The 15,973-nt window shown below is 65.8% G+C and carries 13 protein-coding genes; 8 read left to right on the top strand and 5 right to left on the bottom strand.

Annotated features, from left to right (window positions below; all coding sequences use genetic code 11):
* Window position 1 precedes the first annotated feature (1 nt).
* The 5 genes from P1L41_RS02015 to P1L41_RS01995 all read left to right on the top strand — a co-directional run bounded on the left by P1L41_RS02015 (window position 2) and on the right by P1L41_RS01995 (window position 6,464).
* Window positions 2-2,491 carry a ribonucleoside-diphosphate reductase subunit alpha gene (locus P1L41_RS02015; RefSeq protein WP_276297215.1) on the top strand — a complete coding sequence of 830 codons (2,490 nt, stop codon included), beginning with the start codon at window positions 2-4 and terminating at the stop codon, window positions 2,489-2,491.
* Between the two features lie 19 nt (window positions 2,492-2,510).
* Window positions 2,511-3,503 (top strand): ribonucleotide-diphosphate reductase subunit beta, encoded by a 993-nt coding sequence (locus P1L41_RS02010; protein WP_276297214.1) that lies wholly within the window; start codon window positions 2,511-2,513, stop codon window positions 3,501-3,503.
* 132 nt (window positions 3,504-3,635) lie between these two features.
* Window positions 3,636-4,922: an O-acetylhomoserine aminocarboxypropyltransferase/cysteine synthase family protein gene (locus tag P1L41_RS02005; RefSeq protein ID WP_276297213.1), complete on the top strand. Its 1,287-nt coding sequence runs from the start codon at window positions 3,636-3,638 to the stop codon at window positions 4,920-4,922.
* Complete coding sequence (metX, locus tag P1L41_RS02000) at window positions 4,919-6,127, top strand: homoserine O-acetyltransferase MetX (protein WP_276297212.1); 1,209 nt, start codon at window positions 4,919-4,921, stop codon at window positions 6,125-6,127. The genes P1L41_RS02005 and metX overlap by 4 nt, the downstream gene beginning before the upstream one ends.
* A 34-nt stretch (window positions 6,128-6,161) precedes the next feature.
* A complete protein-coding gene (locus P1L41_RS01995) occupies window positions 6,162-6,464 on the top strand; it encodes a DUF7130 family rubredoxin-like protein (RefSeq protein ID WP_276297211.1) in 303 nt (100 codons plus the stop codon).
* Here the strand turns inward: P1L41_RS01995 and P1L41_RS01990 are convergent.
* Complete coding sequence (locus P1L41_RS01990) at window positions 6,461-7,009, bottom strand: hypothetical protein (protein ID WP_276297210.1); 549 nt, start codon at window positions 7,007-7,009, stop codon at window positions 6,461-6,463. The two genes, P1L41_RS01995 and P1L41_RS01990, sit on opposite strands and share 4 nt — an antisense overlap.
* 85 nt (window positions 7,010-7,094) lie before the next feature.
* On the opposite strand from P1L41_RS01990, the gene P1L41_RS01985 reads away from it, so the two are divergent.
* Complete coding sequence (locus P1L41_RS01985; RefSeq protein WP_276297209.1) at window positions 7,095-7,994, top strand: ketopantoate reductase family protein; 900 nt, start codon at window positions 7,095-7,097, stop codon at window positions 7,992-7,994.
* Between the two features lie 65 nt (window positions 7,995-8,059).
* Here the strand turns inward: P1L41_RS01985 and P1L41_RS01980 are convergent, their stop codons facing one another.
* Window positions 8,060-9,085 carry a lysylphosphatidylglycerol synthase transmembrane domain-containing protein gene (locus tag P1L41_RS01980; protein ID WP_276297208.1) on the bottom strand — a complete coding sequence of 342 codons (1,026 nt, stop codon included), beginning with the start codon at window positions 9,083-9,085 and terminating at the stop codon, window positions 8,060-8,062.
* 1 nt (window position 9,086) lies between these two features.
* Window positions 9,087-10,589, bottom strand: coding sequence for a sulfatase family protein (locus tag P1L41_RS01975; RefSeq protein ID WP_276297207.1), 1,503 nt, complete (start codon window positions 10,587-10,589; stop codon window positions 9,087-9,089).
* 377 nt (window positions 10,590-10,966) lie between these two features.
* On the opposite strand from P1L41_RS01975, the gene dgoD reads away from it, so the two are divergent.
* Window positions 10,967-12,139: a galactonate dehydratase gene (gene dgoD, locus P1L41_RS01970; RefSeq protein WP_276297206.1), complete on the top strand. Its 1,173-nt coding sequence runs from the start codon at window positions 10,967-10,969 to the stop codon at window positions 12,137-12,139.
* 15 nt (window positions 12,140-12,154) lie between these two features.
* Here the strand turns inward: dgoD and P1L41_RS01965 are convergent, their stop codons facing one another.
* Entirely contained in the window at window positions 12,155-12,931 is a 777-nt protein-coding gene (locus tag P1L41_RS01965) for an SDR family NAD(P)-dependent oxidoreductase (protein ID WP_276297205.1), read from the bottom strand.
* Between the two features lie 420 nt (window positions 12,932-13,351).
* Window positions 13,352-13,720 carry a NifU family protein gene (locus P1L41_RS01960; protein WP_276297204.1) on the bottom strand — a complete coding sequence of 123 codons (369 nt, stop codon included), beginning with the start codon at window positions 13,718-13,720 and terminating at the stop codon, window positions 13,352-13,354.
* 1,008 nt (window positions 13,721-14,728) lie between these two features.
* Between P1L41_RS01960 and P1L41_RS01955 the strand changes: the two genes are divergently transcribed.
* Window positions 14,729-15,964 carry a mandelate racemase/muconate lactonizing enzyme family protein gene (locus tag P1L41_RS01955; RefSeq protein WP_276297203.1) on the top strand — a complete coding sequence of 412 codons (1,236 nt, stop codon included), beginning with the start codon at window positions 14,729-14,731 and terminating at the stop codon, window positions 15,962-15,964.
* The last annotated feature ends 9 nt before the right edge of the window (window positions 15,965-15,973 follow it).

Here is a 15,973-nt window from a genome sequence, read left to right as displayed (position 1 = left end):
CATGAGCCAGCAACAGTCTACATCGACGCCAGACGTTCGGTCAGTTCTCGACCGAGCACGCACCGACCACGAAACGACACTCTCCGCGGCGGACTACGACGACCTCGTCGAAGAGGTCGAACGGAACTGCTACGACGGAGCCTCCGCAGACGAGGTCTACCAGGCGATTCTCCAGGCCCTCACCGCCCGCATCGAACGTGACCCGACGTTCAAACGCATCGCAGCGGCGGTCTTCCGGCAGCGGTACTATCGCGAGATACTCGACGCGGACCTGACTGGGTTCGAACTCGACCGCGCCTATCGGGACGCGTTCGTCGAGAACCTGGAACGCGCCGTCGACATCGACCTGCTCGACGAACGATTGCTCGACCGGTTCGACCTCGACGAGCTGGCGGCGTACCTCGAACTCGAGCGAGACGAGCAGTTCGAGTACATGGCGATGGAGACGCTCTACCAGCGGTACTTCCTCAAGACCGAAGAGAACGGGGAGCACCTCGAACTCCCGCAGGCCTTCTGGATGCGCGTCGCGATGGGCCTCGCAATCGAGGAAGACGACCCACAGGCCCGGGCCAAGGAGTTCTACGACGTGCTCTCGAAACTCGAGTTCACGCCGTCGTCACCGACGCTGTTCCACAGCGGGTCGACACACCCACAGCTCTCGTCGTGTTACCTGACGACCGTCGAGGACGACCTCGAAGACATCTTCGACGCGTACAAACACCACGCACAGCTCTCGAAGTGGAGCGGCGGCCTCGGCAACGACTGGACGAACCTCCGCTCTGCGGGCGCACTCATCGAGAGCACGGGCGTGGAGTCGACCGGCGTGGTGCCGTTCCTGCGAATCAGCAACGACGTGACCGCTGCGATAAACCGCTCGGGGAAACGGCGGGGCGCGGCCTGTGCGTACCTGGCCTGCTGGCATCTCGACTTCCCGGCGTTCATCGACCTGAAGCGCAACACCGGCGACGAGCGTCGACGGACGCCGGACATGAACACGGCCGCGTGGATTCCGGACCTGTTCATGAAGCGCGTCGAGAACGGCGACCACTGGACGCTGTTCAGCCCCGACGAGGTGTCCGACCTGCACGACCGCTCCGGTAGCGAGTTCGAGGACCAGTACCGCGAGTACGAACGCCAGGCCGAAGCGGGCGAACTGCGACAGTACGAACGCGTCGAGGCCGAGGAACTCTGGCGGCAGATGCTCACCCGACTGTTCGAGACCGGGCATCCGTGGCTGACGTTCAAGGACCCCTGCAACGTCCGGTCGCCACAGGACCACGTCGGGACGGTCCACTCCTCGAATCTCTGTACGGAGATCACGCTCAACACGAGCGCCGAGGAACACGCCGTCTGTAACCTCGGGAGCGTGAACTTCGCGACACACGTCACCGACGGAGACGGCACGGAACGCAGTGCCGCGGAGACCGAGCGGTCGGATTCGACCGCGAGGCTCGACCGGGAGCACCTCGCCGAGACCATCGAGACGGCGATGCGGATGCTGGACAACGTCGTCGACCTGTGTTTCTACCCGACCGACGAAGCCGAGCACTCGAATATGCGACATCGACCGGTCGGCCTCGGGACAATGGGGTTCCACGACGCGCTGATGCGACTCGACGTGCCGATGGCCTCGGAGGAAGCCGTCGAGAAAGCGAACCGATGGCAGGAGTTCGTCTCCTATCACGCGATTCGCAACTCCTCGAAACTGGCCGCCGAACGCGGATCTTACCCCTCCTACGACGGGTCGAAGTGGGACCGTGGACTGCTGCCACAGGATACCGTCGATCGGCTGGAGGAAGAACGAGGGCGCGAGATTCCGACCGACCGGACCGAGACACTCGACTGGTACGCCGTCCGCGAACACGTCGAGGAACACGGGATGCGAAACTCGAACACGATGGCTATCGCGCCGACTGCCACCGTCTCGACCATCAACGGGACGACCCCGTCCATCGAACCGCTGTACTCTAACCTCTACGTGAAATCGAACATGTCCGGCGATTTCACCGTTATCAACGACCAGCTCGTCGCGGACCTCCGGGACCGTGACTGCTGGGACGACGAGCTGGTGGACCGACTCAAGTATCACGACGGGTCCATCCAGGAAATCGAGGCCATCCCGGACGACCTGAAAGAGCTGTATCGTGGGGCGTTCGAAATCGACCCGCGCCACCAGCTCCGGCTCACTGCCCATCGACAGACGTGGATCGACCAATCTGTCTCGCACAACGTGTTCTTCCCGTCGACCGACGGCTCGCTGCTGGACGACGTGTACAAGACGGCGTGGGACCTCGGCCTGAAGACCACCTACTACCTGCGGACGCTCGGCGCGTCACAGATAGAGAAATCCACGCTGGACATGTCCGAGTACGGGAAGACCCAGCATCGCGACGGGGCCACGGACGCAGAGATGGCGTCGGACGGCGGACGGTCGACCGACGATCAGGACCTCTGTACCGTGGAAGACCCCACCTGCGACGCCTGTCAGTAATCACTCTCACGACTCACCAATGCCGATACTCAACACCGACGCGGAACACGACCCGAACAAGATTCTCCCGATGGACTACGACTGGGCCCGCGAGTACTACGAGGCGGGGGTGAACAACAACTGGGTCCCCGAGGAGATTCCGATGCAAGACGACGTCTCGCAGTGGAACGGCGACGCGCTCTCGGACGCCGAGCGCCAGCTCGTCGAGTGGAACCTCGGCTTCTTCTCGACGGCCGAGTCGCTCACGGCGAACAACATCGTCCTCGCCGTCTACGACTACGTCACGGCCCCTGAGTGTCGCCAGTACCTGCTCCGGCAGGCCTACGAGGAGGCGATTCACACGGACACGTTCATCTACTGTTGTGATTCGCTGGGCTTCGACCCGGAGCACCTCTACGGAATGTACGACCGCGTCCCCTCTATCGAGGAGAAAGACGAGTTCGTCGTCGACCTGACGCGGGTCATCGACAGGGACGATTTCACCATCGAATCGGACGCCGACATCCGCGAGCTCGTCCGTGACCTCATCGGCTTCTATGTCATCATGGAGGGCATCTTCTTTTATGCCGGATTCGCCATGATGCTCGCACTGAAACGGCAGAACAAGATGGTCGGCATCGGCCAGCAGTTCGAGTATATCATGCGCGATGAGTCGCTCCACCTCGGGTTCGGCGTCGACCTGATTAACCAGATTCGCACCGAGAATCCGGGCGTCTGGACCGACGAGTTCGGAGCGGAAGTCATCGACCTGATCACCGAGGCCGTCGAGCTGGAGAAAATATACGCCTACGAGGCGTGCCCGGACGACATACTCGGGATGAGTGCCGCGCAGTTCGCCGAGTACGTCGAACACGTCGCCGACAGGCGACTCGGTCAGCTGGACCTCCCGGCGCAGTACGACACCGACAATCCGTTCCCGTGGATGTCCGAGCAGGTCGACCTCAACAAGGAGAAGAACTTCTTCGAGACGCAGGTGACCGAGTACCAGAGCGGTGGGAGTCTAGACTGGTAGAGCCAGCGGACGGGTCCTGCCACCTGCCGCGGTGCAGGGTGGTGGCCGCGTCTCCAGGTGTCCTCACCCGTCGGGGGAGAGTTTTGCCGTAACTCGTGGTTATAGAAGCCTGGGGATATATGAGTGTGATACATGACCGACGACTACGGATTCGGGACCCGCTGTGTCCACGCGGGCCAGGAGGAACCGGACCCGGCGACGGGCGCACGCGCACCGCCCATCTACCAGACGTCCTCGTACGTCTTCGAGGACGCCGGGACGGCCGCCGAGCGCTACGCGCTGGAGGACGACGGCAACGTCTACTCGCGGTTCGACAACCCGACGGTACGGATGCTCGAGAAGCGCCTCGCGTCGCTCGAGAACGGCGTCGACGCCGTCGCCACCGGGTCCGGGATGGCCGCGCTCGACGCCGCCACGCTCGTGCTGGCCGAGGCCGGCGACAACGTCGTCTCCGCTTCCTCTATCTACGGCGGGACGCACGGCTATCTCACCCACACGGCCGGCCGCCGGGGCATCGAGGCCCGGTTCGTGGACACGCTCGACCCCGAGGCGTACGCGGAGGCCATCGACGAGCACACCGCCTGCGTCCACTGTGAGACCATCGGGAACCCCTCGCTCGTGGTCCCTCCCTTCGAGGACATCGCGGAGGTGGCGCACGACCACGGCGTCCCGCTGTTCGTCGACAACACGTTCGGCACGCCCGCGCTCTGTAACCCGCTCGACCACGGCGTCGACCTCGTCTGGGAGTCGACGACGAAGTGGATCCACGGCTCCGGAACGACTGTCGGTGGCGTGCTCGTCGACGGCGGCTCGTTCCCGTGGGGCGAGTACCCCGAGAAGTTCCCCGAGCTCGGCGCGCCAAACCCGGCCTTCGACGGCACCGTCTTCGCCGAGGAGTTCGGCGACCGCGCCTTCTCCGTCGCGGCCCGCCACCGAAGTCTCCGCACGCTGGGCGACGGCCAGAAGCCCTTCGACGCCTGGGCCACGCTGCAGGGGACCGAGACCCTCTCGTTGCGGATGGAACGCCACTGCGAGAACGCGATGACGGTGGCCGAACACCTCCAGGACCACCCCGAGGTCGAGTGGGTCACCTACCCCGGTCTCGAGAGCCACGAGACCCACGACCTCGCCGAGCAGTACCTCTCCGGTGGCTTCGGCGGTATCGTCACCTTCGGTCTGGGCGAGTACGCGGCCAGCCAGCGCTTCTGCGAGGAGACCGACCTCGCGCAGTTCCTCGCGAACATCGGCGACGCGAAGACGCTGGTCATCCACCCCGCGAGCACGACTCACGCCCGGCTCGACGAGGACGAACAGCGCGCCAGTGGCGTCCGCCCCGACCTCGTGCGGATGAGCGTCGGCATCGAGGACCCGGCGGACATCGTCAGCGATATCGACGCGGCTATCGACCGAGTCACATGAACGTCGAACACGACACCGTCTCCGTCGGTGCGTTCGAGTTCGAGTGCGGCGAGACCGTCCCGGACCTCGAACTGGCCTACGAGGCCTACGGCGAATTCGAGGGGGACAACGCGGTGCTGGTCTGTCACGCCCTGACCGGCAGCGCCCACGTCGCCGGCCGCGACCGGGTCGACAGCGCCGACCAGGCCCGCGCCTGGTGGGACGACATCGTCGGCCCGGGCAAAGCCATCGACACGACCGAGTACTTCGTGGTCTGTGTCAACGTCCCCGGCTCGTGCTACGGGTCGACCGGCCCGCAGAGCGTCGACCCAGAGACCGGCGAGCACTACGGTACCGACTTCCCGCCGGTGACGGTCGGCGACTGGACGGAGGCCCAGCGCGCCGTGCTGGACGAACTCGGCGTCCCGGCCCTGCACGCCGTCGTCGGCGGGAGCGTCGGCGGGATGAACGTCCTCGAATGGGCCAAGCGCCACCCGGACCACGTCGAGCGCATCGCCCCCATCGCCGCCGCCGCCAGGCTGGACCCGCAGTGTCTCGCGCTCGACGCCATCGCCCGCCGGGCCATCACTACCGACCCGAACTGGAACCGGGGCCACTACTACGGCGACGACCACGAGGAACCCAGCGACGGCCTCGCTCTGGCCCGCCAGCTGGGCCACGTGATGTACCTCTCGAAGGCGTCGATGGAGCGCAAGTTCGGTCGCCGCGCCGCCGGCCGGGACGCCGTCCGGTCGTTCCCGACCGACCAGGCGGGCGCGTTCTTCCCGTACCGGGACGTCGAGTCGTACCTCGACTACAACGCCGAGAAGTTCACCGAGCGCTTCGACGCCAACAGTTACCTCTATCTCACGCGCGCGATGGACAACTACGACCTGGCGGCCGGGTTCGAGTCGGACGCCGACGCGCTCGCGGCCTTCGACGGGGGCGCCCTGGTGATGTCCTTCACCGCGGACTGGCACTTCACCAGCGAACAGGCCGAGTCCGTCGCGGAGGCGCTGCGCGAGGCCGACAGCGAGGTGGCCCACCACGTCGTCGACTCCGACCACGGCCACGACGCGTTCCTCGTCGAACCGGACAACGTCGGCCCGCCACTGGCTGACTTCCTCGCAGACGGCGTGAGCGGCAAGGCCGTCTCCGATACTGTCGTCGACGACAGCGAAGAGAGCGACTTCGCGCCCGTCCACACCAGCCTCTTCTCACGCTAGTCTTTATCACTGTTCAACAAATCTATATGTACGTATGAGTGACGCATCAACGGAGGAGGAACACACTCGGGTCTCCTTCGGACAGACAGTGTACGACGACGAGGGCGAGGAACTCGGCTCCATCCGCGGGTTCGACGAGCACGGGTTCTACGTGACGACGCTGGACGGTATCGAGTCGCTCTCCAGCGAACACGTCTCGACGGGCGTCGCCGGCGAGGCCGAACTGATGTGGCGCTGCTGGGAGTGTGGCGAGATGGGCGACATCCAGGAGATTCCCGAGTCCTGTCCCGCCTGCGGGGCGGCGAAGGAGAACATCTACTACTGGCAGGAGGACTAGGTCCGCCGCGCGACTTGGTCCCGGACCGCCTCGGGGAGCCCCGACCGGACCTCGCTGATGCTCGCCGCCGGCAGCGAGAACTCCACGCGCCCGTCGAGCGACTCCAGTATCGCCAGCCCCGACTCGTCGAGGACGGTGACCCGTCGCAGCGCCGCGCCGTAGAGACGGAACACCGCGTCGAGCGCCTCGGGCGTCGCCGGCGCCGTCCCGGCGGTGTCGGTGGCAAGCGCCGTCACGTCGGGGTAGCCCGCCAGTCGCTCGAGCGCCCCCCGGCGGTCGCCGACGGTGTCGTCGCGACGCCCCAGCTCGACGTGGACCGCCAGCGTCGCCGGGTCCCGCGGCGTGGCGTCCAACACCGCCGCGAGTACGTCCAGGCCCGCCTCGTCGGGCCCGGCCGCCAGGTCGACGCCGAACTGCGCTTCGTCGGCCGGCCAGGACCAGCGCCCGTCGCTGTCGAGGCCCGCCTCGGTCCAGGTCCGGAGGATGCGCTCCGTGAGCCGGTCGGCGCCCCGCACGTCGACGCGCTCGCCGTCCTCGTCGTCCATACCCCGCGTTGGCCGGCGCGAGGCAAGTGACTGGTGATTCCGGCCGCGGCGAGCCTTTATATTCCATCCCGCGCGAGCGGGGCGTATGGACGTCCTCGTCGTCGGCGCCGGCAGCCTCGGGAGCCTCTTGGGGGGGTTGCTCGCCCGTGAGCACGACGTCACGCTCGTCGGCAGGGAGCCACACGTCGGGGCGGTCCGCGAGGCCGGTCTAGACGTCGTCGGGACCGAGGCCTTCACCGTCTCCCCGGCCGCGCGGACAGACGTCCCCGACGCCACCGACCTCGCGCTGGTGACCGTCAAGACCTACGACACCGCCGACGCCGCCGCGGCGCTCGCCGACTGCTCGCTCGACGCGTGTCTCTCGCTGCAGAACGGGATGGGCAACGAGGCACAGCTGGCCGCCGGCGTCGACTGTCCGGTGCTCGCGGGCACCTGCACCTACGGCGCACGCCTCGTCGAACCGGGCCGGGTCGACTTCACCGGCCGCGGCGAGGTAGTGCTCGGGGACCGCGAAGGCGGCGCGTCGGCGCTCGCCGACGAGGTGGCCGACGCCTTCCGCCTCGGGGGCGTCGAGGCACGCGTCGATGCGGACATGCCGACCCGCCTGTGGGAGAAACTCGCGGTCAACGCTGCCGTCAACGCCGCGACGGCGCTCGCCCGCGTCGAGAACGGCGCGCTCGCCGACTCGCCGGGCGACGAACTGCTGGCTGCGGCTGCACGGGAGACAGCACGTGTCGCTCGCGAGCACGACGTCGGGCTGTCGGACGAGCGTGCCGTCTCGCTGGCGGCCGACGTCGTCCGCAAGACCGCCCCCAACCACTCCTCGATGTACCAGGACGTCGAGCGCGGGACGCGGACGGAGGTCGACGCCATCAACGGCTACGTCGTCGACCACGCCGACGGAGCCGTTCCGGTCAACGAGACGCTGACGCGACTCGTCAGGACGTGGGAGACCGGACGGAACCTCCGCTGCAGTACCAATTGAAACGGGTTTCACACCGACCGCACTGGTGTCGTGCGGTCGGGTGTGCACTGAGCTCCGATGGCTACTCAGTTCCGCTTGATGACGTACAGCGCCGCCGCCCCGCCGAGCACGAGCGCGAAGACGTAGCTCGCGACCCGGTAGAGGATGGCGATGGCCGTCGCGCCGACGGGGTCGACCGGCGTCAGCGTCACCACGAGCAGCCCCAGCGCCGCCTCGACGGCCCCGGAGCCACCGGGCGAGGGGACGAGCCCCGCCAGCGTCGAGGCGGGGACGATGAAGAAGACCAGCAGCAACGGAATCGACTCGCCGACGGCCATCGCGGCGGCGTACAGCGGCAGCGCGAAGAACACCCAGCCCACGTAGGAGTAGGTCAGCGCCGTCGCCAGCGCCCGGCGGTCCCGGGCGATGCGTTCGAACGCCGCCTCCGTCTCGTGGAGGCGTTCCCGGAGCCCGTCGAGGGTGAACAGCGGCGTCCGACGCGCCACCGGTGCCGACAGTCGGACGATGGCCTCCCTGAGCCGGTCGCGAAAGCGCCAGCCGATGGCCGCCACGAGCGGGACGCCGACCGAGAGGACGACGAGCCCGCCGGCCAGCGGTTCGATGGCCTCGGGGAGCGACGCCTGGTACAGCAGCGCCGCGAAGCCGACGCCCGCGAAGGTGACAAAGGGGAAGAGATTGAGCAGGTCCGCCGTGACGACGCTGGCGAGGCTGTCCTGATAACTGGCCTCCGTGTCCCGCGAGAGGACGTAGGCGATGAAGGGCTCGCCGCCGGCCTGGCCCAGCGGGGTGACGTAGTTTGCGAACGTCGCGGCGTAGTAGGTCACGACGAGGCGCGAGAAGCGCTCTTCGATGCCCGCGACTTCGAGCACGAGCTGCCAGGCCTTCCCCCAGGCGGTCAGACACAGCGCGGTCGAGAGACAGCCGAGCGCGACCCACCCGAGGTCGGCCGTCTCCAGCCGCGCCCGGACGTCCGCGGTGCCGACGAAGTCAACGAGCAGGGCGAGGACGATGCCCGCGACGGCGAATCCCAGGAGTATCTGCGCGACGGTCCGACGATTGACGAAGTCGAGCGCGGGCGTGTCCGAGGTCACGCTAGTCGATGTAGCCGAGGTCCTGCAGGCGGTCCTTGGTGTCTTCGTCCATCTCCCCCAGCACGTCGCCGTCGGCGCCGTCGGCCTCGTCGGGCCATGTCGCGTCGACCGCGTCGACGAACGCGAACAGCGCCTCTTTCAGGTGCGTCGGTTCGTCGGCGGTCCCGGCCAGGTCCGCCGTCTCGCCGGGGTCGGACTCGACGTCGTAGGCCTCGTCCGGGATACGCGTGCAGTGGATGTACTTCGCGTCGGGCGTGCGGGCCGCGCCCATCCGCGAGTAGAAGCGTGACTGCTCGTCTAAGTCGATGCCCGCACTGGCGGCTTTCCCCTCCAACTGGCGCAGCTCGACGACCGGCTGGTGGTACTCGACGAAGCCGACGTCGCCGCGGTCGGTGCCGCCGATGTCGTCGGCGAACTCGCGGTAGTCTGCAGAGAGGAGCGAGCGGGCGTCGCTGAGGGGCTTGCCCCGGCCGGTGGCCCCCGCCGCGTCGAGCACCGTATGATAGAGGTCGACCAGTTCGACGGTGGTCTCGTCGTCGCGCCCCGGTTCGACGTCCGGGTGCTTGACCATCAGGGGGACGTTCACGAGCGGGTCGTAGATGCCGAACTCGTGGCCGTAGAGGTCGTGCTCCCCGTGCAGTTCGCCGTGGTCCGCACAGACAATCACGGTGGTGTCCTCCCACTGGCCGGTCTCTTTGAGGTGCGAGAATAGGCGGTTCAGCTGGTCGTCGATGTGGGCGAGTTCGGCGTCGTAGAGGCCCCGAATCGCCGCCCACTCCTCGTCGTCGATGTCACGTGCGCCGCAGTTGAACTCCTTGGAGTTCTGGCAGACCTCGGTGGAGTCGACGCCCGGGGCGAACCGCTCGGCGTACTCCTCTGGCGGGTGGTAGGGCAGGTGGGCGTCCATCAGGTTGATGAAGGCGAAGAAGTCATCCGAGTCGTCGACGAAGTCGATGGTCTTGTCGATGACCTGTGGGGTCTTCGTGTCCCCGCCGCCGCCCTCGGCGAGGTGTTCGTGGAGCTTGTTACCGACCTGGACGAGTCGGTCGGCGACCCCCCGGAGGGTGTCGTTGTCGTTCATCGTCTTCCAGAGGCTCGCGAGCGGCCCCGACAGCAACTCGCTGGGCATAATCTGGAAGAAGTTGTCGTGGTCGCCGAACCCCGCGGTGAGGTTCGTGTAACTGGTTATCCAGGCGTTCGAGGAGTAACAGGCGGTGTCGTAGCCCGCTGCCGAGAGCGATTCGGCGAGCGTCGTCGCGCCCTCGAGGTAGGGGTCCTCCTGGGTCGCCCCGTGCTCGCTGGGGTAGAGGCCGGTGAACATCGAGGCGTGGACGGGCAGCGTCCAGGGCGCCGGCGCGACGGCCTGCTCGAAGACGGCGGCCTCCTCGGCGAAGTCGGCGAGGTGTGGCGTCGTGTCCCGGTCGGCGTCGTACACCGACAGCCGGTCCTTCCGGACCGTATCCAACACGACGAACAGGACGTTCGAGCCGTCCGTGTCGGTCATAGTTGAGGCAATCTTTCCGCGAGGGTAAAACCCCCCGATTTGCGTCGCGCCCGCGTAGTCGTGGGGTGTGACCGTCTCAAGCGACTGAGTCGTCTATTCGTATCCAAAACGGATTGAACGAAACATCCTACGGCTGTAATAGCCCGAGACCTGTAGCGAAGCGACGGCCGAACAGTTCGGTAGTCACATGCCGTTCGCACTGTGTGAACAACCGCTGTCCGGCCCCGCACAAAATGATTAAATAACGCGTTCGCAAACGTTCGTCCGATGACTTCCCGTACGCGTGCGTCTCGAGGGCAAACAGGTATCTGCCCGACGCTCACCGTCGAGCCGTGTGACTCCGAGACAGCGACGGCGTTCCGTCCGAGGGCCGGACGATGAGTTCGGACACGGGCGCCAATCGAATCGTCGACTACGAGCTGTTCGAGGTCCCGCCACGCTGGCTCTTCCTGCGTGTCGAGACCGCCGACGGCACGGTCGGCTGGGGCGAACCGGTCGTCGAGGGTCGGGCGCACACCGTCCGTGCGGCCGTCGAGGAGCTCATGGAGAACTACCTGCTGGGCGAGAATCCGGCGAACATCGAAGACCACTGGCAGACGATGTACCGCGGCGGCTTCTACCGCGGCGGTCCCATCCTGATGTCGGCCATCGCCGGCATCGACCAGGCGCTCTGGGACATCAAGGGCAAGCAACTCGGCGCGTCGGTCCACCAACTGCTCGGCGGGGCCGCGCGGGACCGCATCCGCGTCTATCAGTGGATCGGCGGCGACCGTCCCTCCGAGGTCGCCGACCAGGCCGAGCAGCAGGTCGACGCCGGCTTCTCCGCGCTGAAGATGAACGGGACCGCCGAGATGGAGCGCGTCGACGACCCGGCGACGGTCGCGGCCGCGGTCGACCGCCTGCGCGAGGTCCGCGAGGCCGTCGGTGACGAGGTCGACATCGGCGTCGACTTCCACGGCCGCGTCTCGAAGCCGATGGCAAAACGGCTCGCGAAGGCGCTGGAACCGTACGAGCCGATGTTCATCGAGGAGCCCGTCCTCCCGGAACACAACGACGCGCTCCCGGACATCGCCAGCCACACGACGATCCCCATCGCGACTGGCGAGCGGATGTTCTCGCGCTGGGACTACAAGGAGATCTTCGAGGACGGCTCGGTCGACGTCATCCAGCCCGACCTCTCGCACGCCGGCGGCATCACCGAGGTCAAGAAGATCGCGTCGATGGCCGAAGCATACGACGTGGCGCTCGCGCCGCACTGTCCGCTCGGCCCCATCGCCCTGGCCTCCTGTATCCAGGTCGACGCCTGCTCGCCCAACGCGCTCATCCAGGAGCAGAGCCTGAACATCCACTACAACGAGACGACCGACGTACTCGACTACCTCGCCGACCCGTCGGTGTTCGAGTACCAGGACGGGTTCGTCGCCATCCCGGACGAGCCGGGCCTGGGCATCGACATCGACGAGGACTACGTCCGCGAGCAGTCCGGGGAATCAGTCAACTGGCACAATCCGGTCTGGCGCCACGACGACGGCAGCGTCGCCGAGTGGTGAGCCGCCGTCGGCCGGCTAGCGGGTATCCAGTCGCCAGCTGTCGATGGGGACCTGGCCGCCGTCGACGCGCAGCTCGTGGCCGTTGACGTAGTCGCTGGCCGGCGACGCCAGGAAGAGGACGGCGTTGGCGACTTCCTCTGGCTCCGCGAACGCACCCAGCGGGTTGTTGTCGAGGATCTGCTGGGTGACGGCGTCGCTGAAGCCCTCGATCATCCGGGTGTTCGCCCAGCCCGGCGCGACGGCGTTGACTCTGACCCCTTCGCGACCGAGTTCCAGCGCGAGGCTCTTGGTCAGGCCCAGCAGGCTGTACTTCCCCACGTCGTAGGCGGGCGACATCCCCACGCCGTTCTTCGTGTGGATGGAGGTGAAGTTGACAATCTTCCCGTAACCGTTTTCGACCATCCCGTCGACGACCTCGCGACAGGTGTTCAGCGACCCGTGGAGGTGGACATCGAGGTTCAACTCGAACGTGTCGTCGTAGGACTCGTCGAGGAAGGGCCCGGCGTCGCCGACGCCGGCGTTGTTGACGAGGATGTCGATCTGTCCGAGCTCGGCCGTCCCGTGCTCGACCATCGCGGCCACCTCGGCCGCGTCGCTGACGTCGGCACCGATGCCGACGGCGTCGACGCCGTGCTCGCGGGCGTCCGCCGCGGTCTCTTCGGCGACCGGCTCGTCGAGGTCGTTGACCAGGACGTCGGCCCCGTTCTCGGCGAGCGTGAGTGCAGTCTCTCGTCCCATGCCTCTCCCTGCACCCGTCACGAGCGCAGTCTTGTCGGTGAGATCGGTTTCCATGGCTGGGTGGTCCTCCGCCGAGAAAAAATAAGTTCGGATTGTGTCGGCTGATACGGAATTCGACAGCGACGCTGCCCTCGACATCGTGCTGTCGGCTTCGACGAGCGCGCTCGTCGTCGCACCGCCCGCTGTCACTGCCCGGGAGATAGCTGCAGTTGGTCGCCGCTACACCGGGCCCATCTCGAATCACGTCTCAGGGTAGCCGCGTCCAGTTGGTTCACGTCTGGACTCGAAAACTGAGACCGATTACTCCCGTGCACTTGCTGCTATTTCGGCACTATCGGGAGTTTACACGCGAACGCCCCGTCTGAACCCAGCGAGACACGCTCACGTCTCTTGGAACAGCACTCTTCTCGGCAGCGACGGCTACCGACCGAGTGTAATCGCGACAGAACGTGGAACACGAAGAGGAATTCGGACTCAGAACGGCGCTTCGGGGCCTTCGTCGTCGCCGACGTCGCCGCCGCGGGACTCGCCGGGGAACGACGGGCTCATACCGTCCGCGCCGCCGGACATCCCCTCGCCGCCGTCCATTCCGGTGCGGGCGACGACCTCGTTGATCTCGGGGATCTCCTTGGTCATACGGGTCTTGATGGCCTGGATGGTCATCGGCGAGATACCACAGCCCGAACAGGCGCCACCCAGCTGGATGGTGACGCTGCCCGCCTCGCGGTCGAGCTCCTGGATGGCCGCGCTGCCGCCGTGCATCTGAATCTGCGGGAAGTTCCGGCGCAGGAAGTTCGTGATGCGCTCGCGAAGGTCGTCTCCGCCCTCAGTTTCCGTGCTCATTGTGTATTCAATTCAGTCCTGCGAGTGCTTAGACCTTTGGACTCTCACCCGCCAGTCACGTCTCGTTAGGGCTCCGTCGCTGTGGTGAGTTGCGCCCCCGTCCCGTTCTGCCTCGCTTCGTGATTCGACTCTGCTCCCCCGTTCTCACTGTCGCGCGATATCCCGGCATGAACTGAGACACTGTAGCGCGGAACGACGAGCAGTGTTCGAGACCGTACCAGATACTTCGAAAGGTCTCTAGAACTGGAATGATAACGCTCCAAGACGGCTGTATAGAAAAGAAAACACCCCGATGTAAATATAACGACCAGTTCTAAAACGAAATACCCTTAGATAGTACTAGAAGTGCGATTATATATAACAAAAAGTCGAAATAGACAATAGAGATGGCTACTTTGGAACTACTCTCCGCCCGTCTCGTTTCCGTGTACACTCCTCGGTCAGCGATCGAACTGCGTTGCGACGGGTGATGCGCTCCTGCTGGTCTCGAATTTGCCCGTCAGGCGGACGATGAGTGTCCTCTGACCGGCAACTCGTTCAATAATAGTGAACAAAGGGGGGTAGCCTATTGATATTGTTTACCAAACACTTCGTCCGCCTCTCAGATATTCACAAGTAGCGGACGTATCGGTCGGGTTTCGAATGCCACTCCAATGAACTAACAGATGTACCTTTGTCATCCAAACTTGTTCAGCATTGGTGAACGATAGTCGGTCTACGGAGTCAATGTAATCAGCATCGAACGACCGATTCTCAGGGGCTCACTGTCTTCCTGTCCGGGTCTACACTTCAAAAACACTCTGTACTGATTACTCAGTCGTAGCCAACATGGGGTATTACCAACTTCCCAGCGGCGACGGTGGCCGACTCGTCGTGTCGACGGTCTGAGTCGCGGCATCCACTGCGGTCTGGCCCGCCGACCAGGGCTCGGTTGCTGTCTCGCCCGTGCCGAATCTGCTCTCGAATCACCAAAAAGTTTTATAGTGGGTTGACATTTGTCGGGGACGTATGCACTACGGTAACTTGCGAGACCCCAACGCGGAGTACACGATGCGGGACCTCTCGTCGGAGACGATGGGCCTCACCGCCGACCGGGGCCAGCGACGCGACGTGGAGATAACTGACGTCCAGTCGGTCATCGTCGACGGGAACTACCCGTGGACGCTGGTCCGCGTCTACACCGACGCGGGTCCCGTCGGTAACGGAGAGGCGTACTGGGGCGGTGCGTTGCCCGAGATAATCGAGCGCCTGACGCCGTTCGTCGTCGGGGAGAACCCGCTGGACATCGACCGCCTGTACGAGCACATGGTCCAGAAGATGTCCGGCGAGGGCTCCATCGGCGGGAAGGACATCGCCGCCATCTCCGGCATCGAGCTCGCCCTGCACGACGTCGCCGGCAAGATTCTCGACGTCCCCGCCTATCAGCTACTGGGCGGGAAGTACCGTGACGAAGTCCGGACGTACTGTGACTGCCACACCGAGGACGAAGCAGACCCCGAGGCCTGTGCCGACGAGGCCGAACGCGTCGTCGACGAACTGGGGTACGACGCCCTGAAGTTCGACCTCGACGTGCCGTCGGGCCACGAGAAGGACCGGGCGAACCGCCACCTCCGGAAACCGGAGATCGACCACAAGGCCGAAATCGTCCGGCAGGTCACCGAACGCGTCGGTGACAAGGCAGACGCCGCCTTCGACTGCCACTGGGCGTTCGCCAGCGGGAGCGCGAAGCGCCTCGCCCGCGAACTGGAGCAGTACGACGTCTGGTGGCTCGAGGACCCGGTCCCGCCGGAGAACCACGACGTGCAGCGCGAGGTCACGCAGTCGACCGGGACGCCGATCGCCGTCGGCGAGAACGTCTACCGCACTCACGGCCAGCGCCGACTCATCACCGAGCAAGCCGTCGACATCGTCGCGCCGGACGTCCCGAAGGTCGGCGGGATGCGCGAGACGATGAAGATCGCGACGCTCGCCGACATGTTCTACGTCCCGCTGGCGATGCACAACGTCTCCTCACCGATCGGGACGATGGCCTCCGCACAGGTCGGCGCCGCTATCCCGAACTCCCTGGCCGTCGAGTACCACTCCTACGAACTGGGCTGGTGGGAGGGCCTGGTCGAAGAGGACGACCTCATCGTCGACGGCTACATGGAGATTCCCGAGAGGCCCGGACTCGGCCTGACGCTGGATTTCGACGCGGTCGAGGAACACCTGGCCGACGGCCAGGAACTGTTCGACGAAGCCTGAGGCGAGCTC

Source organism: Haloarcula ordinaria (assembly GCF_029338275.1).
GTDB classification, from domain to species: domain Archaea; phylum Halobacteriota; class Halobacteria; order Halobacteriales; family Haloarculaceae; genus Haloarcula; species Haloarcula ordinaria.
This window is presented reverse-complemented; position numbering and strand designations above follow the sequence as displayed.

What these genes read in the sequence shown, in the direction of transcription:
- P1L41_RS01955 (WP_276297203.1), top strand. Translation starts at nt 14,729, where the DNA reads ATGCACTACGGTAACTTGCGAGACCCCAACGCGGAGTACACGATGCGG.
- P1L41_RS02005 (WP_276297213.1), top strand. Translation starts at nt 3,636, where the DNA reads ATGACCGACGACTACGGATTCGGGACCCGCTGTGTCCACGCGGGCCAG.
- P1L41_RS02015 (WP_276297215.1), top strand. Translation starts at nt 2, where the DNA reads ATGAGCCAGCAACAGTCTACATCGACGCCAGACGTTCGGTCAGTTCTC.
- P1L41_RS01975 (WP_276297207.1), bottom strand. Translation starts at nt 10,589, where the DNA reads ATGACCGACACGGACGGCTCGAACGTCCTGTTCGTCGTGTTGGATACG.
- P1L41_RS01960 (WP_276297204.1), bottom strand. Translation starts at nt 13,720, where the DNA reads ATGAGCACGGAAACTGAGGGCGGAGACGACCTTCGCGAGCGCATCACG.
- P1L41_RS01990 (WP_276297210.1), bottom strand. Translation starts at nt 7,009, where the DNA reads ATGGACGACGAGGACGGCGAGCGCGTCGACGTGCGGGGCGCCGACCGG.
- P1L41_RS02010 (WP_276297214.1), top strand. Translation starts at nt 2,511, where the DNA reads ATGCCGATACTCAACACCGACGCGGAACACGACCCGAACAAGATTCTC.
- P1L41_RS01985 (WP_276297209.1), top strand. Translation starts at nt 7,095, where the DNA reads ATGGACGTCCTCGTCGTCGGCGCCGGCAGCCTCGGGAGCCTCTTGGGG.
- P1L41_RS01965 (WP_276297205.1), bottom strand. Translation starts at nt 12,931, where the DNA reads ATGGAAACCGATCTCACCGACAAGACTGCGCTCGTGACGGGTGCAGGG.
- dgoD (WP_276297206.1), top strand. Translation starts at nt 10,967, where the DNA reads ATGAGTTCGGACACGGGCGCCAATCGAATCGTCGACTACGAGCTGTTC.
- metX (WP_276297212.1), top strand. Translation starts at nt 4,919, where the DNA reads ATGAACGTCGAACACGACACCGTCTCCGTCGGTGCGTTCGAGTTCGAG.
- P1L41_RS01995 (WP_276297211.1), top strand. Translation starts at nt 6,162, where the DNA reads ATGAGTGACGCATCAACGGAGGAGGAACACACTCGGGTCTCCTTCGGA.